Here is a 22,281-nt window from a genome sequence, read left to right as displayed (position 1 = left end):
CGGCTCGGCAATAAGGGTCAACTCGGCTTGCGAAGCAGCGACATGGTCGCTATCCACCCGAAAGCAGACCTCTCGTGCTCGCTTTGAATTTTGTCGTTCATGACCCCTAGCGTAAGTCGCGAGCGTCTATCCTGCTAGGGTTTTCTGAGCTGCCATCGTGGACCTATTTCATTCTTACTCGAACCTACAATTGGCAGCGCGTTCAATTGCGCTTTTGGAAATCAGCGCGCGCCTGTTCGTCATCGAGGTGTGAGACCGAAACACGCCAAAACCGCGGCCGCCGCATCGGGAGCTTGTTCGCCCGTCTGCGGCGCTGGCGGTCATTCTCTCGAACCTTTTGGAAGCGGCAATTCGATCGTGCAAACCAAGCCATCGCGGTCGAATTCACGCCGGACCGTCGCATTCGGTATCGCCTTTTCAATTAACGCGCTTCCGAACCCGCTGGTTTTCGGTGCCGTAACCGTCGGACCACCGCTTTCGCGCCAAACGACCGTGAGGATCGGCTGACTACGCGTGCGCACATTCCAGCGCAGGTCCACCATGCCGGATTTGCGCGAGAATGCGCCATACTTGGCGGCATTGGTCGCCAGCTCGTGGAAGACCAATCCAAACGGCGTTGCCAGATCGGCAGGCAGGAACACGGGTTCGCCCACTATCGTCGTCCGTTCGAGATTGCCGGAGATGTGGGGCGCAAGTTGCACGCGCACCAACGTAGCGAGATCGGCACCCTTCCAGTCCGAATCGACCAGTAGCGAATGAGCTGCAGCCAGGGCGGTCAGACGACCATCCAGGCGGTCGGTGAAGTCCTCATCCGAATTGCTGAAGCGCCGGGTCTGATGCGCGATCGACTGGACAACCGCGAGCGTATTCTTGACGCGGTGGGTGAGTTCGCCAAGCAACAATCTTTGCTGTGCTTCCCAGGCCTTGCGCTCGGTGACGTCCCGGGTGGTTTCCAGGGCGAGCCGTCGGCCGTCGATTGTTTCAAGGATGATGCGGCTCTCGATTGTCAGTTCGCGGCCGTCCTTGGTCTTGTGCTTCAACTCGCCGCTCCAGCTGCCGTCCTCGAGCAGCTTGGCCCGCAATTCGGCGAATGATCCCCCGGGTACGATTGTGCCCAATAACCTTTCTTTCCGCTTTCCCACCGCCTCGTCGTGGCTGTAGCCGTAGAGTTCCTCGCTTCCGCGATTCCATTCGAGGATGGTGCCGTCATAGTCCCATATGAAGATCGGATCGCGCGAGAGGTCGACAAGTTGCTTCTCTTGTCGAAGGCTCCGCTCGCTCAGCCTGAGCGCCTGTTCCGCGTGACGCCGGTCGGTCATATCGACAAAGGTGATAACGACTCCGTCGATCCTGTCATCGACCGTGCGGTATGGGCGCAGACGAACGTCGTACCATCGATTATCGCGGCTGCGGAGTTCGTGCCTGATCGGGGTGAGGTTCACCAGCACCGCGCGCGCGTCGCTGGCGAGATCATCATATTTCAATCGATGCGTGAAATCCGCGATCGGTCGGCCTTCGTCGGCCGGCGTGATGCTGAACAGCTCGGTCACCTGTTGCGTGAAGCGCTTGATACGCAGGCTCGAATCGAGGAACAAGGTCCCGAAATCGGTTGCCGCCATCAGGTTCTGCAGGTCGCTGTGTGCACGGGAGACCGCCTCGAGCTTCAGCTTGAGCTCGCTGTTGACGGTCTGTAACTCTTCATTGATCGATTGCAGCTCTTCCTTGCTGGTCTCCAGCTCTTCGGACGTCGAACGATATTCCTCGTTGATCGACTGCAGCTCTTCATTGGCGGCGCGCAATTCCTCATTCGCGCTCTCCGATTCCTCTCGGGTCGTGCGCAGTCGCGCCTGGGTCAGCTGAAGCTCTTCTCGGAGCCGGGCGACGACCTTGTTAGCATCGTCGTTCTGGGGCAGAGCCCCATCGATCGCATGCTCGACCTCTCCGCCCTCGATGAACAGGACCACCGCGGTGGCGGGCGCACGATCACCGTGATCGTCCGCCGGCTTCACGTGCATCAGCACCCGATGCGGCGCGCCGTTGAAACGGACGGAGATGGGAAGACTGAGCCAGGATTGCGAAGTTTCGAAAACCCGATGCAAGGCCGAACGTAATTCGAACCGCAACTCCGGCCGCACCAGATCGACCAAATTGCCGCTGAGGGGACCGCCGGACGGTTGTATGAAACGCCCGGCGCTATCGGACATGTGCAGGACGCGATGCAATTGATCGACAAGGATACTGGGCGGAGCAAGCTTTTCCAGGGCATTGCGGTGCGCGGCAGCTTCATGAAGCAATGAGCTGGTGCTTGGCGGCCTTATCGTAACTGAAGCCTGCTCGTGCACTGTGCCCACGCTTCCGAGCAGGCGCGGCAGCAGACGCACCTCGCCCGGATTTGCCGACGACTGATAGATACGCGCCTTACGATCGAAAGTGCGAAACAGTCCGACGGGATTGTCGGCGCTCTCCGACGTGCCCACCATGAGAAATCCGTCAGGATGGAGAGCATAATGGAAAGTATTGCACGCCAACTCCTGCAGTTCGCGATCGAGGTAAATCAGGAGATTGCGACAGGCGATGAGATCGAGGCGTGAAAAGGGCGGGTCTTTGAGAACGCTGTGACTAGCGAACAGCACGAGGTCGCGCAGTTCCTGGCGCACACGATAATGATCACCTTCCTTCACGAAAAAACGTCGCAAGCGATCTTCGCTGACATCCGCTTCGATGGCCGCGGGATACTGGCCCTCTCGCGCAATAGCGAGCGCCCTTGGGTCTATGTCCGAGCCGAAGACCTGAATTGTAGGCCTGATGTCCTGTCGCGAGGCATGCTCCAGGAGCAGCATCGAGATCGTATAGGCTTCTTCGCCGGTGGCACAGCCAGGGATCCAGACACGTATTGAACGATCAGGCAGCTTCCCGTGAAACAATTGCGGGATGACCTGCATTTCAAGTGTCCGGAATGCTTCCTTGTCGCGGAAAAACGACGTCACCGAAATCAAGAGATCGCCCAGGAGGGCCTGCGCTTCGTCCGTGTTGTCACGCAGCACATCGTAATAGTCGTTCGGGGTCTCGGTTCTGGTGATCTGCATCCGGCGCGCGATTCTGCGCAGAATGGTCGCCCGCTTGTACTTGGAGAAATCGTGCCCGGTCCGAACCCGGACATGCGCGAGGATGCGCCGCAGCAGGTCCGTGCTAAAATTGCGCATTCCGGTCTCTGGAGCGCCGTTGCTCTTTTCGCGCACCAGTTCGGTCAGGCGTTGGGCCAGTTCGCGTATTGGCAGCACGAAATCTGCGATTCCGGTCGCAATCGCACTACGTGGCATCGAGGGGAATTCGGCCTCGTTGGGGTCCTGCACGAGGATGATGCCGCCGGACTCCTTGACGGCCCTTACTCCAACCGCGCCGTCGGATCCGGCGCCGGTCAGGATGATAGCGCAACCGTCCCCGTGCTGTTCGGCCAGCGAGCGGAAGAACAGATCGATCGGTGCACGTTTCCCACGCGGCTCATCGAACTCCGCAGTGGCTATTTCATCGTTGGTGATGTGCAGACGGCGATCGGGTGGGATGACGTACACGTGGTCCGCCTGCAGCGGGACGGGCTCGCCGACCTGGAGAACGGGCATATGCGTGCGCGCAGCCAGGATGCTTGACATCTCGCTGCGCATATCCGGATCGAGATGGACTACCACGACGAAGGCCGCGCCGGTCTCCTCGGGTAGCGCCTCGAACAGTTGCTGCAACGCGCGAACGCCGCCGGCGGAGGCGCCAATTCCCACTACGACGGGTTTGACGGCGCCCGGTCCAGATATTTCCTCTCGATCCTCGTCGTTGATTTCAGCCATCGCACAGTCTCGTTAACCAATCAGTTCAGGATGGCATTTGGCCAAACCTATCACAAGTTCAGGCCAAGTACTGCCGTTCGCGCTTAATTTCGGAACGAATCACCCGAGACGAGTGTTCCTCTTCGGGCAGCCCTGGAGCGTTGGATGGGTAATCGGGACGTTCTGGCCATAGGGACTTCCGCCGGTGGGTTCGAGGCACTGCGCTTTCTTGCCGGTGAATTCTCGCCCGGTTTCCCGGCCTCGGTTCTCGTCGTGATCCACCTGTCGAGCCAGTTCCGTTCGACGCTTGATGCGATCCTGACCCAGGCAGGGCCGCTCCAGGCGACTTTCGCCGTGGACGGCGAGAAGCTTGAAAGAGGCCATATCTATATTGCACCGCCAGAGCGCCATCTGCTGGTGGAGAGCGAGGAGTTGAGGCTGGGATTGGGCCCCCGCGAGAACAACGCCCGGCCGGCGCTCGATCCGCTATTCCGCTCTGCGGCCCTCTGCTGCGGTGCCAGGACGATCGGCGCCGTCCTTACCGGAACACTGGGGGATGGCGCGGCCGGTCTGCTGGCGCTCAAGCAGTCTGGCGGAATCACCGTGGTGCAGGACCCGAGCGACGCCGCCTTTCCGGAAATGCCCACGACGGCGCTGACGCGCTCACAACCCAATCATGTCGTCGGCCTCGCGGGCATGCCGGCGCTGTTTGAAAAACTGGTGCGGCAGCCTGAAGGTGAGCCGATGCCGGTCACAGGAGCCATTGAATATGAAGTCGAGATCGCTCGCGGCGGACGTGGAAGCATGAGCCAAATGGATCGCATCGGCCGGCGATCGGTGCTCGCGTGCCCCGATTGTCACGGTGTCATGTGGGAAATCGACGAAGGCGAACTGGTCCGCTACCGCTGTCACGTCGGCCATGCCTACTCAGCCGAACTCATGAGCCTCTCCCTTGACGACAATCTGCGGCGAGCTTTTGGCAGCGCATTGCGGGCGCTTGACGAGCGCATTAGTCTCGCCAGGAAGCTGGAAGAACAGGCGAGTGGCAGCGGTCGAACCCAGATCGCCGAATCCTGGGCAGAGAAGGCCCGTGAATTCGAGCAGGAGGCTAAGGTCATCCGCGACTCGATCAGGCGCACCGACGAGATCGCCGCACGTTTCGCGGAATAGAGCGTCAAAATTGGTTCTGGAACAAGGAATCGTCGCGATTTCCGCGCCGAACCTTGGGAATGGCTTTTGGATGACACTCGCCTGAACTTAGATCGTTGGGCGAATATGGTGGACAAAGACGACAAACTATCGATGTCGCACGATCGCTCGGCGCTTTTGAGCAAGCTGACGAAGCGATCAGGGCTGTCGCCGTCCGACGAACAGGCCCTATTGGCCGGCGCCTCAACGCCGCGACACACGGCCAGGGGAGATCGTCTGATCCAAGAGGGTTGCGAGACCACGTCCCTGATCATTCTTTGCGACGGGATGGCCCGCGCTGCCAGGACGTTGGCGGACGGAAGCCAGCAGATTGTCGCCATTTTCGTTGCAGGAGATACATTGAACGCAGGTGAGCTGATGTTTCCTCGCTCACGGATGTCGATCTCGGCTCTCACCCCGACGGTCTGTCTGCCCATTCCCCTTGCGCGACTGGATCGACTCGTCGCGAACCGCCCCGCTATTGCGCGTGCCCTATGGCTGGAGACCGCCGCGCAAGCCGCTATCCAACAGGAGTGGATGGTCTGGCTTGGGCGGCGCAACGCCCAGGCTAGATTGGCGCATTTCTTGTGCGAAGTGTGTTACCGCTTGCAGATTGGCGCTGAAGACCCTGGCGAGGCCTTCGATCTTCCGCTGACGCAGCACGAACTGGCCGATATCCTTGGACTTTCCACCGTGCATGTAAATCGGGTCTTGCAATTCCTGCGAAGTCAGAAGTTGATCGAACTGAGCCGTAACCGGCTGACGATACAAGACAAAAGCGGTCTTCGCGAGATCGCTGAATTCGACGCCCAATACCTAAGAGGGTTGAGGCCGCCAGACGCGGGAGCGTGTTGAAATGCCCAGGTTCTTCTTCAATCTACACTCGCATGGTGGCTTCAGTGCAGACGAGACTGGAACGGAGTTTTCGTCTCTTGATGCCGCCTATCTCGACACCTGTGACGCCATCTTGGACATGGCTATCGAAAAGCTGCGCGCGCACCGGAATCCGGCAAACGATATGTTCGAAATCGCCGACGAGCGGGGAAATGTTTTGATGGAGGTGACATTTTCTGAAATTCTCTCACCCGCAGCCGCGACAAAAAGGCCCATGAATTTGGAAACGGTCCGGATATTCGACAGCTGCCGGCGTCACGCGGCGCGCAGCCTGGGGCTGACAGCCGAAATTCGCGCAGAATTCGAACAAGTAAGGAATACCTTCTGCGACATTCGCGCAAACCTCGCGCGCATTACCGCGCGCTCATCCTGGTAATAGTCGCCAACACTGTTTCGCGGGCCGCCGAAAACTTTGGCCGACTCAATAGGACTAGCAATGTTGCGAACGGCCGACGAGGAACAACTGGCACCAACCAACGTCAGACACAGGTTAGCCGAGGAGTTTCGCCGGCGCCGTAGATGCACCGACGCCGGTCAACCGCGGCCGTCACCTAGGCAACTGGCGATATTGGTTTGTAACTTTCCGAAGGCACCAGTCCGAAGAAGCGGTGTTGCTGGACCTTGAGGGGCGGGAGACAACGCTCATGAACCTTGAAAATCCCGACAGGATTCCCCCGTGTCTTACGCGTATTGCGGATTTACGGAAACGGGCCGATGCTGAAACCAATCCTGTCGCGAAGGCTGAACTTCGCGGTTTGGAGTTAGTTTGGTTGGCGATCCTCGACAGCTATATGCTGGTCCTGGACGAGAAATACTTTCTGAACGGCGCGCACCGGCGGCGCGTCGCTGCCGTGACGGAAAAGTCGGCCAAGGAGGGGATAGCCGTTAGTCGGCTCGGGGAACACGCCCTAACTGACGCGAAGTAGTGTCGACCGCGAGCGCCTGTTGGTGCATGTGGGGCCTCCACGATGAGACGCTGATGCGTCGTGCGAACCTCATCATCCTCGTCGAGCTGACGGCTCCGAATTACTTACACTCTTTGATTGATCCACGGAATGTAGCTCAGCTCGGCGTTGGCCCGCCGGATCGTCGCCACTGGGCATGTGCCGACATCGGGGCGGTGATTGCGATCGACCACGTGCACTGCAACGCTTCCCAAAGGCCCTAACACTCCAGCTGCATTAGCGTTGATCTAAATCAATAAATTGATCTGCATCGCATTCCTACCATGCGGCGGATCAGAACTGAGGAGAGTTCTCATGGCAGACGAAGCGAACCCGTTCGAAGCAGTTCGAACTATGATGCTTGGAAATCTCGAAAAGATGCAAAGCGCAACGCAAACCTACATCGACACGATTGACAAGGCCATGCGAGGATTTCCGGGTGCCAATGAAGAGCAAATCACCAACTTCAAGGCGTACGTTGAGCGGCAAGTTGCAGCAAACCGGGATTTCGTGGAGAGGCTTTTGCGTGCAAAGGATTTCCAAGAGGCCTTCCGCATTCAGGTCGAACACTTTCAGTCTCAACTAAGGGTCGCCGCCGAGGACGCAAGCAAAATCGGGACTAAAATGGCGGCGTCATTCAAGGGCCCAACAAGCTGAGCGCCGGCGCGTTTCGCAGAACTTGCCGCTGTCGGATCGGGCGGCACGCTCTCGCTCGGCGGGCCTAGCCCCATATTCTCCATCGTGCGGCCATGCTTTGGCCAAAACTGTACGCGGAGCTTGGGTTTGTCGACGTAGTCGTAATTCGCAAAAAGTAACACAGGATAACGCACCGAGCCGAGTGGCATGTCATAACCGGCCCAACCTTGGCGGCCGGGGGCGAACACGAAGCCGGGGCGACAAATAATGGATCACGCTGAGTCAGCTGTGCGCACGTGCAACGAGGCCCAAAGAATCAAGCTGATATTTTGTTCGAGATGTGCCGTCGAGCTTGATCGTTTCATCGAGATACTCGATTCTCGCAATGGTAGAACGCTTCGCCTGTTCCGATGTCTGTGCGGAGAAATTGTTTGGGGTGATTGAGGTCGCCTGAGTTGGCGGCGTCGTTTGATTTCACGAACGTCGCCTGTTCGAAGGCTGGATGATAATGGACGCACCCGCACGTCGGCTAAGGGGCCCACAGCCGCCTAAACGAAGGGTCGGCTATTGTGTCACTGTTGGAGGGTTGTCCGGCAGATAGATACGAACAGCGGGTGCTGAGGTGGTTTTATGATTTTGCGATTAGGCCGTCGATCTTGTGTGCCAGCTCGGCAAAGTCGATCGGCTTGTAAAGAACATCGCCCGGGGGATGGCCGTCGAGCGCGATTAGATCAGCGCGTCCGGTAACGAACAGCACTGAAACCGCCGGCTTCTGTGTGACGATCATACGAGCAAGGACAAGCCGTGTGGCTCATTCGGCTGAAGAGCGATGTCCGCGATTACGACATCAATCTTCTCATTGTCTAACTCTCGCAATGCGGCCAAAGAGCCAGACGTCAGAATGACTTCTGTAACCCTTAGTTTTTATTTTAGGTAACGCGAGACAGCGTAGCCAAATGCGTCGTCATCTTCGACGATTAAAATTGTGCCAGAATGGCTTTGGCTCAAGTTAGTCCCCCTTTGCGCGGCGGCCTTATAGCGCGATCCCGCGCACCGCAATTACATAAGTTAATTCCAGTAGACATAGAATGGCCCAACACTAGTTCGGCGTTTCGAACCCTCCCGTTTTTGAGACGTTAATAACTGTCACCGCTCGGCCCGTGGTATCTATCGGTGATGAGAACGCCCTTTGCGCTCCCGCCCTCTCTGGCAAGGGAAAGCGCCACCATGTTGAAGCGGCGTCATTTCAAGCAGACTGTCACCTTGAAAGATCGGTTGATCTCGTTTGCCAAAGAAGCTCGCGAGAAAGCTGGTCAGCTTCAGCCTTGCCCCGAGAAGGACGAGTTGCTCAAGAAAGCGCGGCAGGCTGATACTGCGGTCCATCTAGCCGATTGGGCAAACTCTCCTGGACTACAGCCGCCGACATGAACAATGCCCTATCAAATCAAAATGGGGTCACTCATCATTTTCGCCAAGACGGCGGCCGAAGCGTTGGCGATATTCGAGGCATCCACACGAGGCAAAAGCAGGATCGCTATTCACGATCCAAGCGGTCGGTTAATGGACCCTGAGGTGCTGCGGTCCAATCTTAGGGCAGGCCCCGACGCTCACTGAAAGCCGCCTCGGTTTATGGCCTTTTCATTCATGCCAATGTCGCTATTGACCCCAACTCGGACCTCTCAGCAGGTCCGCGCCAATTGTCCGCTTTCAGGACCATTGCGGGAGCGCGCGCGATTATCGCCCGAGGAGCCCGACGATCGTCATAAAGTCCCCACTCAGTGATCTCCCGGGCGGGGTTTTTGATTGGCCTTCGCTCATGAGACGCGCTACCGGCTCGGACCGAGCGCTCGGTCGTTTCAGAGACCATCGTCGCTCCGGGGCCCGCCGGGCCTCGTTCGATTTTCCAATGCAGAGGCCCCCGTAGGCGAGGGCTGCCCCGGGGCCGTCTCACCGCCCCCCCTGCAAAGGGAATAACGGCGCTCTGCGTACTCCACGCTACGCAACAGACCTGACAGAGCGTGGGGACGTTGGACGCGAGCCAGCGCGAAAAGCTCCATTGTTGGCCGGAGCCTCATCTCCCGGCACTGGGTACTGCTTATCCGTTGGTTGGCTCGTACAGGCCCCCGCCAGCACTGTACGATTGCAATAATGATTGCGTCGCGCCCTTCTGGCTGTCGAGCAAAGGGAGGTTGCAATGTACGCCCACGCGGCCGATTTTAAAAAATCTGATCCCCCTCGCCGCGCCTCGAGCCCTGCGCCCGTCTATGTGCCCAGCCACCGGGTGCTGCCTGAGCCGCCGCGCCCGGTGACCAGCGCGCGGCGCTGGCAGTGGTGAAGAAAATGCGCCACGCGGCAGGAAGCAACGCTGCGAGGCCCTGGCGGTTCCGGGTGCGACATTGCGGCCGGGCGCGACCACCGGCGACATCCCAGCCTTGGAACCTCTCCAGGTCACCGGCGATCGCGTCGCGGGCTTCACCCGCTAGAACCGATTACGCAGCAACGAGCAGGTTCCGCCGTTGATCTATCTCAACGGTCGGTGTCGGACTTTGTGACGCGCGTCGGAGCACGTGCCTGCGCGTCGCGCTAACAGCGGTTACCCGGACGACCTGCGTATCAATTCGGGCGCCGCTTTGCTTCGGCCTCTTTCGCCAACTCGATCCACTGGACCGCAGCTATGACCAGTTCCCCCCTGATAGCGCCATCTGTTCGCTCCGCTATCTTCAGGCAGACCTCAGCTTCGCTACGGTAGTGCTGCGCGAGCGCCTCAAACCGGGCCGGGTCGGTGTTTGTCATGAACCGAATGATGCATGAATCTGGCCGGCTGACATTCACCTATGTTTCGAACCTGTCCGCAGGCGGGTACCGGCCCCGGGCGCCCGGCCGGCAATGTCAGGCTCAGGGGGCGCCCACGGCTCGGCAGCCCCGGCCCAACCCAAGCACCCCCGTTGGGGGGATCATACCCCCAGGGGCGGGGGGTGGGTCGGCTCCTTCTCCGTCGGTTCGACAGGTGGTCCCAGATCGTAGGGTCCAGCCCAATCATGCATGACGTTACACATTCAAGACCTACGGTCACGATGCCGGATCGAACGAGTTGACGGTTGACGCCATCTGTGGACACGCCGCTAGAACGAGGGGAGAGGTCTGATCCAGGAGCCTTCCGATCAGGACGGGATTTTTCGGCCTGGGTTGGGCTCGTGCCGAAGCAGAACTCGAGCGGGGGCAAGGACAAGCTTGGCAATATCAGCAAACAAGGGGATCGCTATTTGCGCAGCCTGTTCACGGCTGGCGCACTCGCCGTGATCCGCTATGCCAAGATCCATGGCACCGATCATCGGCCCTGGCTCACTCGATTATTGGCCCGGCGCCCCACTAAGGTCGCAGCTATTGCGCTTGCCAACAAACTCGCCCGGATGGCCTGGGCGATGATGGCCAGGAACGAGCGTTACAAGGAACCCGCCGCTCTCGCGGCGTGACGAGACGAGATTACACCGGGCAACCGGTGTGACGTAACGGTTGGGAAGACGAACAGCACTTAATGCAGTGCCGGTCGATCCGGCGATCAGGACAACCCACTCGGGCCACAGCATCATCGAATGCGCGCTTTTGACCGGGACCTGATCCGCGGAGGGCATTATGGCCAGCGGTCATGAGTACCGCGCAAGCAGGCCGAACACATGGCTGCTCCGACCAGTCCGTAAGCCCTTACCCTTCCGGCACCCCGGCCAATCGCATCCCCTCAATGGAGCGTTCGCGTCCAGCACGGTAAGTTGGATCGTCGCTGTTTGCAAAAGTAACATCTCGGTAGCGGCGGATCGTGAAACGTGGATCGAGCGCAAGCCCCGCATTCACCGCATTCCGCGCGTCGTTCAATTTTCCGAGCCGCGCGAGCGCAGCCGCAAGATCGAAATGTATTACGGAAAAATTGCGGTTTGCCTCGAGCCCCCGACGCAGCCAAATGACCGCTTCTGCGTCGGCACCGAGCTGCGCCTTGGCAAGGCCGAGAACAACCATCCAGCGATAGGCCAGGGTGTCGCGAGGCGAAAGTCGCAATGCCTCGTTGATGTGAGGTTCGGTTTCTCCGCCCCGACCAAGAAAAAACTTGGCGAGGCCGATAAGGGCGTGCGCGCGGGCCAAATTGCGATCCAGCGCCAAGGCCTGCTCGCATTCAGTGATGCCCTGAGCAGCGCGGTTCGTAAACGTAACCACGGACCCGAGGATCCAGTGAGCTCGCGCGTGGTTTGGTGCGAGAGATAAGACCTTGGTTATGACCGTCTCTGCCGCCATAAACCGCGCCGACCAGTCGTCAGTGGTAACGCTACCCCCAAACACCGCATCGACTTGCGCCAAACCGACCATGGCTTCGATGTTGTTGGGGTCGAGCGCAATGGCCTTCTCAAAGAAGCTGCGCGCTTTTGTTAGATAATCGGGGGTCAGGCCCTTGTTGTACCAACCGGCACCTTGAAAGACCAAGTCTATAGCATCTGGATGCGATAAGCGCTCCGCTCGGCGCGCCTCGGCGGCAATGAGTTCGGCATCGATCGCGTTGGCGAGCCTCGATACGATTTCATCCTGCATGTCAAACAGGTCAACGACGGGTTTATCGAAGCGTTCGGCCCAAAGGTGACTGCCTGTTTCCGCGTCGATCAACTGCACGTTCACCCGCAGACGTTTGCTAGACCGTTGCACCGAGCCCTCCAAGACATAGCGAATGTTCAGCTCTTTTCCGAGCTTCTTCACGTCTACCGCTTTGCCCTTGAACGTGAACGCGGTGTTCCGTGCAATCACGAATGCGCCATTGATACGCGATAGGTCCGTTGTGAGGCTTTCAGTGACCCCATCGACGAAATACTCTTGCTCGGGATCGCCGCCGATGTTTGCGAACGGCAGCACCACAATAGACAGATGCGGAGATGAAACTGTCAGAGGGTTGGTTCGCTGAGCGACATTCGCGTTGAGGCCAACCGCATACGCACGGATCGGCCGTGCAATGTTCTTAAGAACTTGCTCGCCCAGATCAGCGAAATCGGCTCCGACTTTGCCACGGACCTGATCGTAGGCAGAAGACGAAATGCAGATCCCACCAGGCTCCGCGATGCCCTCAAGCCTTGCAGCGATATTGACACCATCACCGAGGATGTCACCGTCCTCCTCAATCAGGATGTCGCCGAGATTAACCCCGATCCTGAAGAGCATCCGACGGTCCTGCGATACTCCTTCGTTCCGCTCAGCCATCACCGCCTGCACCGCCACAGCGCATTCGACCGCGTCGACCACCGAGGGAAACTCAAGGAGCACGCCGTCCCCCGTGGTCTTCACGAGGCGTCCGCCATGCTTCGCCACGAGGGCGTCGGTAACCTTGCGGTGTTCGCGGAGTGTGCGGGCGGTGCCGACCTCGTCGAGGCCCATGAGGCGCGAGTAACCGGCAACGTCAGCCGCAACTATGGCTGCCAACCTGCGTCCGACCCTGCCTGGATGCGCTTTGGCCATGGCACGCGTCCCGTTCGCAGGGAGATTATGCACGAGGGAACCGCAGGTTGCCACAGGGACACGACGGGGGTCGCTCGCTAAAATCGGCGCGAGCCCTTTGGATGACTCAGCGGTTGGTGGCCGAGCCGAGAGAGCCGCGAACGAATCCTGAGTCACCTGCCGCCTGGCACCGCGATGATTGACGGCACGCGGGCGCGATCGGCGGCATCCGGCCGGCGCCCGCTTCGAATGGAGCGCACGCCGTCCTGGTCGCCAACTCCAATGTCCGTTTTGCGGCGACGAAAAGCCTTCGAGTTGGGAGAGAGAAGCCCGGCGACTGACGCCGAGATCGTGTTGCTAGAGGAGCGCGAGCAAATCCGCGCGCGGCGATGTTGCCCAAGGCTCAAGTGGACAAGGACTTCAGCTCCGGCGGCGGGGCGCCCTTCCCCTCGAGCATCCCCAGCGCTAGCGCCGCCTCCACCCGCACGCTCGGATCCTTATCACCCGCTAGCTGTCGGAGGGGGAGGAGCGCTTGTTCGATCCCCGGGAAGGCCGGACCGAGGCGCCCGAGGTGCCAGGCCGCCAGGCTGCGGACGAAGGCAAGCTCGTCGTCCAACTCCGCGATGAGGACGGTGACCGACTCTCCACCCGACGGCGCCACCCGGGCGAGGGCCGCCGCCGCCCAGACGCGCACGAACGCTACCGGGTCCTGGAGGGCCGCGGCGAGGTCGGACACAGCCTCGGTTGCCGCGGGGCCGATCTCGCCCAGGGCATATGCGCCGAGGCGGCGCTGGAGCGGATCGCTGCTCGAAAGCTCCCTCACCCAGTCCGGGACACAAGTCCCTAGGTAAGCGACCTGCGCGCTCATGGCCCGCCCCTACTACTCAAGGCCCCACGCACGCCGAGTCGGCGGTCCAGGTTGAACGCGGCGCTTATCAACCCGATGTGAGTGAATGCCTGCGGGAAGTTGCCCAGCGCTTCGCCACGGGGACCCGTCTCCTCGGCGTACAGACCGAGGTGGTTGGCGTAGGTCAGCATCTTCTCGAAGATGAAGCGGGCCTCCTCGGCGCGGCCCGCCCGGGCCAGCGCTTCCACCAGCCAGAACGTACACATATTGAACGTCCCCTCGCTCCCAGTCAGGCCGTCGCCGGCTCCTCTGCCGATCTCGTAGCGGTACACTAGGCTGTCGGAGACCAGCTCCGCCATGGTCCGATCCAACGTCCCGCGCATGCGGGGGTCGGTCGGCGACAGGAAGAAGACGAGCGGCATGATCAGGTTCGACGCATCCACCGCGTCGGTGGCGAAGTGCTGCACGAAGGTCTGCCGCTCCGTGTCCCAGCCGTGCGTCATGATGGCCTCGTAGATGCGGTCTCGCTCCGCGGCCAGGCGGGTGCGGTCCAGCGGCAGGCTCCGCTTCTGCGCAAGGCGGATCGCTCGGTCTAGCGCCACCCAGCACTGCACCTTGGAGTAGACGAACTGCTGCTGTCCACCGCGCACCTCCCAGATGCCATCGTCGGCTCGCTCCCAGTTGTTCGCCACCCAGTCCAGCATCTTGCGCAGGTGGCACCAGAAGTCATAGGCGGTCGGCGTCCCGTACTTGTCGTACAGGTAGACGGCGTCCATCAGCTCGCCATAGATGTCCAGCTGCAGCTGCTCGGCAGCGGCGTTGCCGACTCGCACCGGACGCGAGCCGCGGTAGCCATCGAGGTGGCCGAGGACCTCCTCGGGCAATTCGTGCCCGCCGTCGATGCGATACATAGTCTGCAACGGGTAGCCCCGGGCGCCCTCGACGGCCCGTTGCTCCAACCAGGCCATGAACTGCTCTGCCTCCGACGTCAGCCCCAGGCGCAGGAAGGCGTAATTGGTGAAGGCGGCGTCGCGCACCCAAGTATAGCGATAGTCCCAGTTGCGCACCCCGCCGATCTCTTCCGGCAGCCCGCAGGTCGGCGCCGCTACGATCGCGCCGGTCGGTGCGAACGTCAGCAGCTTCAACACCAGCGCCGAGCGGTGGACCATCTCGCGCCAGCGACCTGAATAGTTGCACTTCCTCAGCCACTGCCGCCAAAAGGCCAGGGTCTGCGTCAGGGCCTCCGTGCCGACTAGCCGCGCCTCGAGTAAGACCCCGTCATGAACGCTGTCGTGGCCGTTCCCCTCCACCTGGCGGAGGATAAACGTGGTCGTCTCGCCGGGGTTGAGGACGAACTCGGCTGCGACGCCGTCGCCTTGCCGAACAAGCGGGAAGCGGCTGACCAACGAGACTTTCATGCCTTGCGCCTCGAAGATTGCTCCCCGGCCCTCCAGGACGACCTGGTGGGGCCGGCGGGCGAAGTCGAAAGCCGGCCGGCAGTCGAGGCGAAAGCGAACCGACCCACGCACCGCCCGCACTACCCGGACGATCTGGTGGATCTTTCTGATCTCGCGCGTGCCTTGGACCGGCATGAAGTCCACGACCTCACCGACGCCCTGGTCGCTAAGAAAGCGCGTCACCAGGACGTTGCTATCAGGCATGTACATCTGTTTGTGCTGCGCCTCGTAGAGACTGGCGATGCGGAATGAGCCCCCTTTCTGGTCGTCGAGGATCGCTGCAAAGACGCTCGGCGAGTCAAAGTGCGGCAGGCAACACCAGTCGATGGACCCGTCAATGCCAACCAGGGCGACGGTGTGCAGGTCGCCGATGACGCCGTAGGATTCGATCGGCTTGTAGCCCATGATCTCGTCTCCTCCGCTCGCTCGACGCCAATCGAGCCCCACGACGGGCGTATCGTCAATGCCCTGAGGAGGCAAAAAACAGACCGGATATCAAATGCGTTCCAGCCAGCCGCTCCGACCTTACAGCGCGGATCGGTCCGTTGCAGTGCGCCGAACATCGCGCGATCGGTGGGTGGTTCCGGATCCTGCGGCGCATGTTGTCGGGCACCACCCCCGTTTCGAGCCGAACGCAAGTCGCCACCCGACCGCGGGCGATTGGTGCCGATAGTATTCCATGCTACTTGTCGCACGCCTAGCCGGAGCGGCCGAGGAGTGCCCGTGGCACAGATCGATCTGCGCGACGTCTGCAAGACGCTAAGTGAGTCTTCCGGGATTTTTGGTGGCGGGCGGAGGTCGACGGTCGCGATCCGTGACTTGACGCTGCGGGTGCCTGACGGCCAGACGATGGTTGTGCTGGGGCCGAGTGGCTGCGGCAAGACAACCCTGCTGAAGCTCATCGCAGGGCTACTGCAACCTGACTCGGGAGACGTGCTTTTCAATGACGCGGATATGAAGGCCGTAAGCCCAGGGGAGCGCCGGATCGGCATGGTCTTTCAGAACTACGCGCTCTATCCAAACTTGGTCTCCCGAACGAATGTCCGCTCCTACTTCCTCTTCCGCAAGAAGACCGCCGCCCTTGACGCGCTCGCCCGAGCAAAGTTCGAGCGCACCAGCGCGCTGATGGGGGTCGAGCTTGCCTATCTGCTTGACCGCAAACCGACCACGCTATCAGGTGGTGAAAAACAGCGCGTCGCCTTGGGGCGCTGTATTACCCGTGACGCCGCGGTCTTCCTGGTCGATGAGCCGTTCGCCAATCTTGATCAGACGCTACGCGAGAAGTATCGCGTCAATCTGAAACGTCTTCTCAAGCAATTCAAAATCACCACGGTGTACGTCACCCACGACCATCATGAGGCTCTCCTGCTGGCCGACATACTGGCCGTGATGGATCGCGGGCGGATTGAGCAAGTGGGAGCGCCTCGGGAGATCTATGACGCGCCTAAGAACACCTTCGTGGCCGCGTTCCTGAACATCAGCCCCGGGGCGCCGCCGATCAGCCTGATCGATGGTCACAGGATGCCCAACAGGGAGACGCTTGCGCAGATGTGGGTGGGCGTGCGCCCCGAGGACGTGGAGGTGTCACGCGAGCCGCGGGCCGACGGACTGCAGGGAACGATCGCCGAGAGCATAACGCTTCCGCCGCGGGACACGACGTTCCTGACCATCTCCATTGGAGAGCGCGAGGTCCACGCCCAAACCGCGTGCGGCGGCGACCACCGGACCGGCGATCCGGTCTGGCTGACCTTCAAACGATATCACGTGTTCGACAAGACCTCGGGGGTTCGGCTTCGGAGCCACGATGGAGGCGATGATGATTTGGTTGCGCCTGATTCTGACGTCCATCTAGGTTGACGCGGCCGCGGTTTCACGTTCACGCGCGTACTGCTGCTAATTTGCCAATGAACTCGTCGCACTTCAGCCGACGTCTTGTTTGTGACCTCCACGCCGGGTACCGAGGCGATGCTCCAAGCACCACGCACCATTCCCGCCGTTATACCGACCTGCCCGCCGGCCGGCGTTGAGATATACTACCCCCGCGCTCGCCGTCGTCGGACAGCTTGAGCGCGTTGCTCAACAGAGTGGGGTAGGAACATGTCGACCGCTACGATCCCTGAAGCGCAACGAGGCTACTTCCCCACTTGGAAACTGAAAACCACGGGCGTGATCATGCCGGAGGAGCGCCTGCCGTGGGGTCAGACGATCATTTCGGGCTCGCAGCACGCGGTCGCGATGGCCGGCGGGACTATTATCGCGCCGCTCATCATGGGTTTTGACCCCAACCTGGCACTGCTGTTTTCGGGCGTTGGCACCCTCATTTTCTTTGTGGCAGTTGCGGGACGTGTGCCGAGCTACCTGGGTTCGAGCTTCTCCTTCATTTCCGTTGTCATAGCCGCAACCGGCTATTCCGGGCATGGACCAAACCAACACCTGGATGTTGCGCTTGGCGGCATAATTGCCGCCGGTGTGCTGTACGGCGTCATGGCTCTGATTGTCATGCAATCCGGCGTTGGCTGGGTCGAGCGATTGATGCCGCCGGTCGTCACTGGCGCCGTGGTGGCAGCAATCGGGCTCAATCTCGCTCCCGTGGCTGTTAAATCGGTAAGCGGTAGCCAACTCGATACCTGGATCGGGCTGTTTACGGTTATGGTCGTCGGATTGACTAACGTGGCAGCGCCGGGAATTTGGCGCAGGCTGCCGATCATCATCGGAGCCGTTGCCGGCTATCTGCTGTACTTGTTGCTGGCAAATCGCCTGGGATTCGGGAAACCCATCGACTTCACGGCACTGGCCGCCGCGCCGTGGATAGGCATGCCTAAATTCAGAGGCCCGAGTTTCCATACTGACGCGATGTTCTTGATCGCACCCGTCGCGATCATTCTTGTCGCGGAGAACCTTGGCCACATCAAAGCCATCGGTGTCATGACAGGCAGAAGCCTCGACAGCTTCCTGGGCCGCGCGTTTTTGGGAGACAGCTTGGCAACGATCGTGTCCGGCTTCGGCGGAGGCACCGGCGTCACGACTTACGCAGAAAATATTGGTGTGATGGCAGCAACGAAGGTCTATTCGACTCTTCTGTTTGCGACGGCTGCCATCGTGTCTATCTTGCTTGGCTTCTCGCCGAAATTTGGTGCGATCATCCTGTCGATCCCAAGTCCCGTGATCGGCGGCTTATCGATTGTGCTGTTTGGGTTGATAGCCGCCATGGCGGGCCGGATCTGGGTGGAGAACAAGGTCGACTTCTCCAACCCTAGAAATCTGATCACCGTCGCCGCGGCGCTTATAGCTGGCGCCGGCGACCTCACGCTCAAGTTCGGCGCTTTCGCTATGGGAGGAATTGGCACCGCGACATTCGGAGCCATCATCCTCTATCAAATTCTGGCTTGGAACAGGTCGCTGGAATAACGTCCAGGCGCTGGAAGCAATTGGCGCGGGCGATTTCTGAGGAAGGATCATGGTCGACCTCTGCATTCGAAATGCGCGTCTACGGCGGAAGGGCGATGAGCTGTTCGATATCGCCATCACCGACGGGCGCATCGCCGACATCGGCAAGAGGCTAAGTGTTCTGGCGCGGGATGAGATCGATGCCGAAGGCAGCCTCGTCACCGAATCGTTCGCAAACCCGCATCTACACTTATGCAAGGTTTGGACCCTGCCGATGATGAACGAGGCCGCGCTCGCCGCCTATCACGGAGCGGGCATGGGCAAGGCGCTCGCCGCGATCGACCTCGCAAGCTTGGTCAAGGCCAACTACGATGCCTCCTGGATCGTGCGGAATGCCCGCCGCGCGGTAGCGCTGGCCGCGCTGCACGGCAATCTGCACATCCGCGCGTTTGCCGATGTCGATAGCAAGGCGCGCCTCGAAGGCGTGAGGGCCCTGATCGCGGTGCGCGAGGAGTTTCGCGGCATCGTCGAACTGCAGGTCGTTGCCTTCGCCCAGGAGGGCATCATCAAGGACCCCGGCACCGACCGCCTGATGCACGAGGCGATGGCGCTCGGGTCCGACGTGGTGGGCGGCATTCCGTGGATCGAGTTCACGGATGCGGAAGCCCAGAAGCACATCGACTTCTGCTTCGATCTTGCACGGGCGCACAACTCCGACATTTCGATGCTGCTCGACGATGCCGGTGACGCCAGCTTGCGCACGCTGGAGATGATGGCAACGGAGACCATTCGCCGTGGTTGGAACGGGCGGGCGTTGGCTCATCATTGCCGCGCTATGGCGCTGTATGCGGAGCCGTATCTCCAGCGTCTATCCGGCACATTGCGCAGGGCGCAGGTCTCCGTTGTCAGCGATCCCCACACCGGCCCGCTGCATGCCCGGGTAAAGGACCTGCTCACCGAGGGTATCAATGTTTGCCTCGGCCAGGATGACATCTCCGACGCGTACTATCCGTTCGGCCGTAACAACATGCTTGAGGTCGCGTTCCTGACCGCGCACATGCTCTGGATGACCGGTCGCGAGGATATCGAGCGGCTATATGACATGGTGACGGTCGCGGCCGCGAAGGCTATGAACGTTCCAGGCTTTGGTCTCTTGGTCGGCGGCCACGCCAACCTCGTCGTGCTCGGCCAACCGAACATCATCGAGGCGTTGCGTTTTCACGCGCCGCCTCGGCAGGTCGTCAGCCACGGCCAACGCGTCGATCTCCAACGCATGCAGGCGCTGGCGCGCGGCGCAGACGAGCTATCATCGCATAGCTCGGGCTGCGTGATTAACCATTCTAGTGAGCGACCAACATGATCTTTCGACCTCAAGACAACATGTATTTCAACTTCGTTGTCAATTTCCGCTAGCGACCGAGGTGGTGCGGGGTGCAGTATGTCGCGAAGGGTCAACCCAAGAAAAACTCAGCTTGAGCATATCGAGTCCGCGTCCCCCCAAAGAGCAAACATCTAGCGTACATGCCAGGTACGCCAAGACCGGAAGTCGATGGCGTAATGCATCCTTCCGCGACGGTACGAGTTGCGCTTCCACGATCACGGCGAGCGCAATCTCCTCATAACGCTCTCTACCGCTGCCAGTCTGTGAAAGGGCCGCCCAACATTGACCCCGCAGTCGTGAAGTCGATCAGGAGAATGTCGATCGGCGCTGGGATCCCACGCCAAGTGGCACACAGCGTGCAGCCAGGAACGTGTTTTCTTCTTCCACCAAGAGGGCATGAACTTGCTCTTGAGCCGACTCCAGCATCCGAATCAGCTCGCGGATTCTTTCCCTTCTGGATTCGTTCATTTGCCGCTCCTGTTGTGCCCGCGCGCTGCACTTACTCGGCAGCCAATCGCGCAATCTGATCAAGGGGCTGTACGATCGGCGCGCATTGAGTGTGCTCCGAGCCTTGTCCAGTAAGGTATTGATCACGGGGTCCTGGGTTCGAGCCCCAGCGCGCTCACCACCTTGGAATATCAAGACAATTTCCCAAACTTAACGAGCCAAAAATCTCCCAGAGTACGCGTCGGGTAAGCATCAGGTAAGCGGCGTGCGAGCAAATCGATTGCCCGATTTTAAGGTCGCTCGCGCGTCTTACAGCAGAATCGGATAAACTGGTCTCTATGGGGGATCGATGTTCGATCGAAGCTTCTATCGAGAAGTCAGGAAGTGGTTCGTCTCCCTGACTCGCTTGCGCCGATACGTACTTTTTCTCTCCTCCATCGCAACTCCCGCCATCCTTGGCCTGCTAAAAGCTGTGTCCGATCTTTCCCCGGGGGTTCATGCCTTCGCGGTGCCAATGCAGGTTGCGGTATTAATTGGCGGCTTTCTGCTCGGATTGGGCCTTTTTTGGTTTGACGAAACCCCCGCGCTGATCTTTCAAAAATTCGCTCAGGAGGTGCGGCGGACCGAGCAGCTGGAAAGCTCCGCCGCAAAGCAGCGTCTGGAATTTATTCAGCTCTCGGCCCATATCAATTGCCTGAGTATCGCGGCGCGTGCTGTGGAAAGTGCCTTGCTTACACCCTCTACTCGGGACAGGCTTGAGGAGGTGGTGAAACAGCTACTCGATAATGTCGCCGACCAGCGTTCGCCGCTCTTTGGCATTCGAGAAGAAGAGCAATGGAACTTTGCAGTCTACCTCCAGGAAGGCAGCGAACTACATTGTCTTTACTACAGGCGAAATTTTGGTCAGCCAGGAGATGTTCCGCGCGCTTGGGCGATCGGAGCCGGTCATGTAGGATTGGCCTACCAGCGAGACGGAGAGCTTCTAACCGATGACGTCGCATCGCAAGAGGTTTTTCAAGGTGTGGGCGATCAGCAGCGAGAGTATGACAGGGCAACGTATCGGGGCGTCGCTTCAATTTGCGTTCCAGATGTAAACGATGGAAGGCCGATCGGAGTTCTTGTTGCAACGAGTAGCAGAGTGGGTCGCTTCACGCAGGGAAACGTGCAGCCTCTCAGGGATTTGGCTCAGTCGATAGGCGTTATACTGAGCCCAAGGACAGAGCCGAGCGCAGCGGGAGAAATGAATGGCCAAAACGGTTGACCTGAAGCCGGATCGCACAGCCGTACTGGACCGCGAGATACGCGGCGCGTTCCGCGAGATCCTCTCAGGCAAAAGCACGAAGATGGCTGATCAATCTAGGCTGGTTGTGCGTCGCCTTTCCAACGAGAGAGGCGAAATAATCACACGTCGAAACGTCGACGTGGTCCGAAACGTCGACGTCATACGAAAAAAGTAACGCGAGACCGAAGCCCCGCACCCTGACCAGTGTGACCTTCGTCACCGTGCGAATGCACTGCGCGGTCCAAACCTGGAGCTATGGCTGATTCTGGGTGACGCGGCCTGATCAGGCGGCGTGGCTTTCAGTGGTCGGAATGACCTCGATGCCGTCAGTAAACTTTACACCGGCGATGACCTTCGGCAACTGATTTGTTCCTTTCAGTCGGCGCCATGTCTTCGATGCGGCGTCGATCAACTTGAACACCATCAGCTTCGCGGTTTTCGGCGAGAGCGATCCTTTCGTTCGCACCGTCCGGTGCCGCACCGTGGAGAACACGCTCTCGATCGGATTCGAGGTGCGCAGATGAGCCCAATGCT

Annotated in this window: 16 protein-coding genes and 1 pseudogene; 11 read left to right on the top strand and 6 right to left on the bottom strand. The window is 60.0% G+C overall.

The window, feature by feature from the left end; translation table 11 throughout:
* Positions 1 to 320 precede the first annotated feature (320 nt).
* On the bottom strand, positions 321 to 3,839 hold the full coding sequence (locus tag A3AI_RS0131370; protein ID WP_024519376.1) for a chemotaxis protein CheB: 3,519 nt from the start codon (positions 3,837 to 3,839) through the stop codon (positions 321 to 323).
* Positions 3,840 to 3,983: 144 nt separating this feature from the next.
* Here A3AI_RS0131370 and A3AI_RS0131365 point away from each other — a divergent pair, with 144 nt between their 5' ends.
* The 7 genes from A3AI_RS0131365 to A3AI_RS0131315 all read left to right on the top strand — a co-directional run bounded on the left by A3AI_RS0131365 (position 3,984) and on the right by A3AI_RS0131315 (position 10,953).
* A complete protein-coding gene (locus tag A3AI_RS0131365) occupies positions 3,984 to 4,988 on the top strand; it encodes a chemotaxis protein CheB (protein ID WP_024519375.1) in 1,005 nt (334 codons plus the stop codon).
* A gap of 66 nt (positions 4,989 to 5,054) precedes the next feature.
* Positions 5,055 to 5,861, top strand: a complete 807-nt coding sequence (locus A3AI_RS0131360; protein ID WP_245286993.1) for a Crp/Fnr family transcriptional regulator — start codon at positions 5,055 to 5,057, stop codon at positions 5,859 to 5,861.
* A 1-nt stretch (position 5,862) separates the two neighbouring features.
* Positions 5,863 to 6,276, top strand: a complete 414-nt coding sequence (locus A3AI_RS0131355; protein WP_024519373.1) for a DUF6894 family protein — start codon at positions 5,863 to 5,865, stop codon at positions 6,274 to 6,276.
* Between the two features lie 268 nt (positions 6,277 to 6,544).
* Entirely contained in the window at positions 6,545 to 6,826 is a 282-nt protein-coding gene (locus A3AI_RS0131350) for a hypothetical protein (protein ID WP_156928019.1), read from the top strand.
* 333 nt (positions 6,827 to 7,159) lie between these two features.
* A complete protein-coding gene (locus A3AI_RS0131340) occupies positions 7,160 to 7,501 on the top strand; it encodes a phasin family protein (RefSeq protein ID WP_024519370.1) in 342 nt (113 codons plus the stop codon).
* Positions 7,502 to 8,707: 1,206 nt separating this feature from the next.
* Complete coding sequence (locus tag A3AI_RS0131330) at positions 8,708 to 8,908, top strand: hypothetical protein (protein ID WP_024519369.1); 201 nt, start codon at positions 8,708 to 8,710, stop codon at positions 8,906 to 8,908.
* Between the two features lie 1,682 nt (positions 8,909 to 10,590).
* On the top strand, positions 10,591 to 10,953 hold the full coding sequence (locus tag A3AI_RS0131315) for an IS110 family transposase (protein WP_024519366.1): 363 nt from the start codon (positions 10,591 to 10,593) through the stop codon (positions 10,951 to 10,953).
* 229 nt (positions 10,954 to 11,182) lie between these two features.
* On the opposite strand, the gene A3AI_RS0131310 is transcribed toward A3AI_RS0131315, so the two are convergent.
* The 3 genes from A3AI_RS0131310 to A3AI_RS0131300 form a co-directional block, all read right to left on the bottom strand.
* Entirely contained in the window at positions 11,183 to 12,967 is a 1,785-nt protein-coding gene (locus A3AI_RS0131310; protein ID WP_024519365.1) for an adenylate/guanylate cyclase domain-containing protein, read from the bottom strand.
* 382 nt (positions 12,968 to 13,349) lie between these two features.
* A complete protein-coding gene (locus A3AI_RS0131305) occupies positions 13,350 to 13,814 on the bottom strand; it encodes a HEAT repeat domain-containing protein (protein WP_024519364.1) in 465 nt (154 codons plus the stop codon).
* Positions 13,811 to 15,655 (bottom strand): glycoside hydrolase family 15 protein, encoded by a 1,845-nt coding sequence (locus A3AI_RS0131300; RefSeq protein WP_024519363.1) that lies wholly within the window; start codon positions 15,653 to 15,655, stop codon positions 13,811 to 13,813. Before A3AI_RS0131300 ends, A3AI_RS0131305 begins: the two co-directional genes overlap by 4 nt.
* A gap of 318 nt (positions 15,656 to 15,973) precedes the next feature.
* Between A3AI_RS0131300 and A3AI_RS0131295 the strand changes: the two genes are divergently transcribed.
* The 3 genes from A3AI_RS0131295 to A3AI_RS0131285 all read left to right on the top strand — a co-directional run bounded on the left by A3AI_RS0131295 (position 15,974) and on the right by A3AI_RS0131285 (position 19,997).
* On the top strand, positions 15,974 to 17,107 hold the full coding sequence (locus tag A3AI_RS0131295; RefSeq protein ID WP_024519362.1) for an ABC transporter ATP-binding protein: 1,134 nt from the start codon (positions 15,974 to 15,976) through the stop codon (positions 17,105 to 17,107).
* Between the two features lie 240 nt (positions 17,108 to 17,347).
* Positions 17,348 to 18,658, top strand: a complete 1,311-nt coding sequence (locus A3AI_RS0131290) for a solute carrier family 23 protein (protein WP_024519361.1) — start codon at positions 17,348 to 17,350, stop codon at positions 18,656 to 18,658.
* A gap of 49 nt (positions 18,659 to 18,707) precedes the next feature.
* The gene (locus A3AI_RS0131285) at positions 18,708 to 19,997 is read left to right on the top strand and encodes an amidohydrolase family protein (protein WP_024519360.1); all 1,290 of its coding nucleotides are present in this window, start codon (positions 18,708 to 18,710) and stop codon (positions 19,995 to 19,997) included.
* Between the two features lie 327 nt (positions 19,998 to 20,324).
* Here A3AI_RS0131285 and A3AI_RS48100 read toward each other — a convergent pair whose 3' ends face one another.
* A complete protein-coding gene (locus A3AI_RS48100) occupies positions 20,325 to 20,486 on the bottom strand; it encodes a hypothetical protein (RefSeq protein ID WP_156928018.1) in 162 nt (53 codons plus the stop codon).
* Between the two features lie 328 nt (positions 20,487 to 20,814).
* Here A3AI_RS48100 and A3AI_RS0131275 point away from each other — a divergent pair, with 328 nt between their 5' ends.
* Positions 20,815 to 21,726 carry a GAF domain-containing protein gene (locus tag A3AI_RS0131275; protein WP_024519358.1) on the top strand — a complete coding sequence of 304 codons (912 nt, stop codon included), beginning with the start codon at positions 20,815 to 20,817 and terminating at the stop codon, positions 21,724 to 21,726.
* Positions 21,727 to 22,030: 304 nt separating this feature from the next.
* Here A3AI_RS0131275 and A3AI_RS43720 read toward each other — a convergent pair.
* Positions 22,031 to 22,281, bottom strand: a pseudogene (locus A3AI_RS43720) (IS256 family transposase); the annotation flags it as partial.

It is taken from the genome of Bradyrhizobium sp. Tv2a-2, from assembly GCF_000472425.1.
Taxonomy (GTDB): domain Bacteria; phylum Pseudomonadota; class Alphaproteobacteria; order Rhizobiales; family Xanthobacteraceae; genus Bradyrhizobium.
The sequence above is the reverse complement of the archived record's forward strand: the minus strand, read 5'-3'. Positions and strand labels throughout refer to the sequence as shown.

What these genes read in the sequence shown, in the direction of transcription:
- A3AI_RS0131370 (WP_024519376.1), bottom strand. Translation starts at nt 3,839, where the DNA reads ATGGCTGAAATCAACGACGAGGATCGAGAGGAAATATCTGGACCGGGC.
- A3AI_RS0131365 (WP_024519375.1), top strand. Translation starts at nt 3,984, where the DNA reads ATGGGTAATCGGGACGTTCTGGCCATAGGGACTTCCGCCGGTGGGTTC.
- A3AI_RS0131355 (WP_024519373.1), top strand. Translation starts at nt 5,863, where the DNA reads ATGCCCAGGTTCTTCTTCAATCTACACTCGCATGGTGGCTTCAGTGCA.
- A3AI_RS0131350 (WP_156928019.1), top strand. Translation starts at nt 6,545, where the DNA reads ATGAACCTTGAAAATCCCGACAGGATTCCCCCGTGTCTTACGCGTATT.
- A3AI_RS0131340 (WP_024519370.1), top strand. Translation starts at nt 7,160, where the DNA reads ATGGCAGACGAAGCGAACCCGTTCGAAGCAGTTCGAACTATGATGCTT.
- A3AI_RS0131330 (WP_024519369.1), top strand. Translation starts at nt 8,708, where the DNA reads ATGTTGAAGCGGCGTCATTTCAAGCAGACTGTCACCTTGAAAGATCGG.
- A3AI_RS0131310 (WP_024519365.1), bottom strand. Translation starts at nt 12,967, where the DNA reads ATGGCCAAAGCGCATCCAGGCAGGGTCGGACGCAGGTTGGCAGCCATA.
- A3AI_RS0131305 (WP_024519364.1), bottom strand. Translation starts at nt 13,814, where the DNA reads ATGAGCGCGCAGGTCGCTTACCTAGGGACTTGTGTCCCGGACTGGGTG.
- A3AI_RS0131300 (WP_024519363.1), bottom strand. Translation starts at nt 15,655, where the DNA reads ATGGGCTACAAGCCGATCGAATCCTACGGCGTCATCGGCGACCTGCAC.
- A3AI_RS0131290 (WP_024519361.1), top strand. Translation starts at nt 17,348, where the DNA reads ATGTCGACCGCTACGATCCCTGAAGCGCAACGAGGCTACTTCCCCACT.
- A3AI_RS0131285 (WP_024519360.1), top strand. Translation starts at nt 18,708, where the DNA reads ATGGTCGACCTCTGCATTCGAAATGCGCGTCTACGGCGGAAGGGCGAT.
- A3AI_RS48100 (WP_156928018.1), bottom strand. Translation starts at nt 20,486, where the DNA reads ATGAACGAATCCAGAAGGGAAAGAATCCGCGAGCTGATTCGGATGCTG.
- A3AI_RS0131275 (WP_024519358.1), top strand. Translation starts at nt 20,815, where the DNA reads ATGTTCGATCGAAGCTTCTATCGAGAAGTCAGGAAGTGGTTCGTCTCC.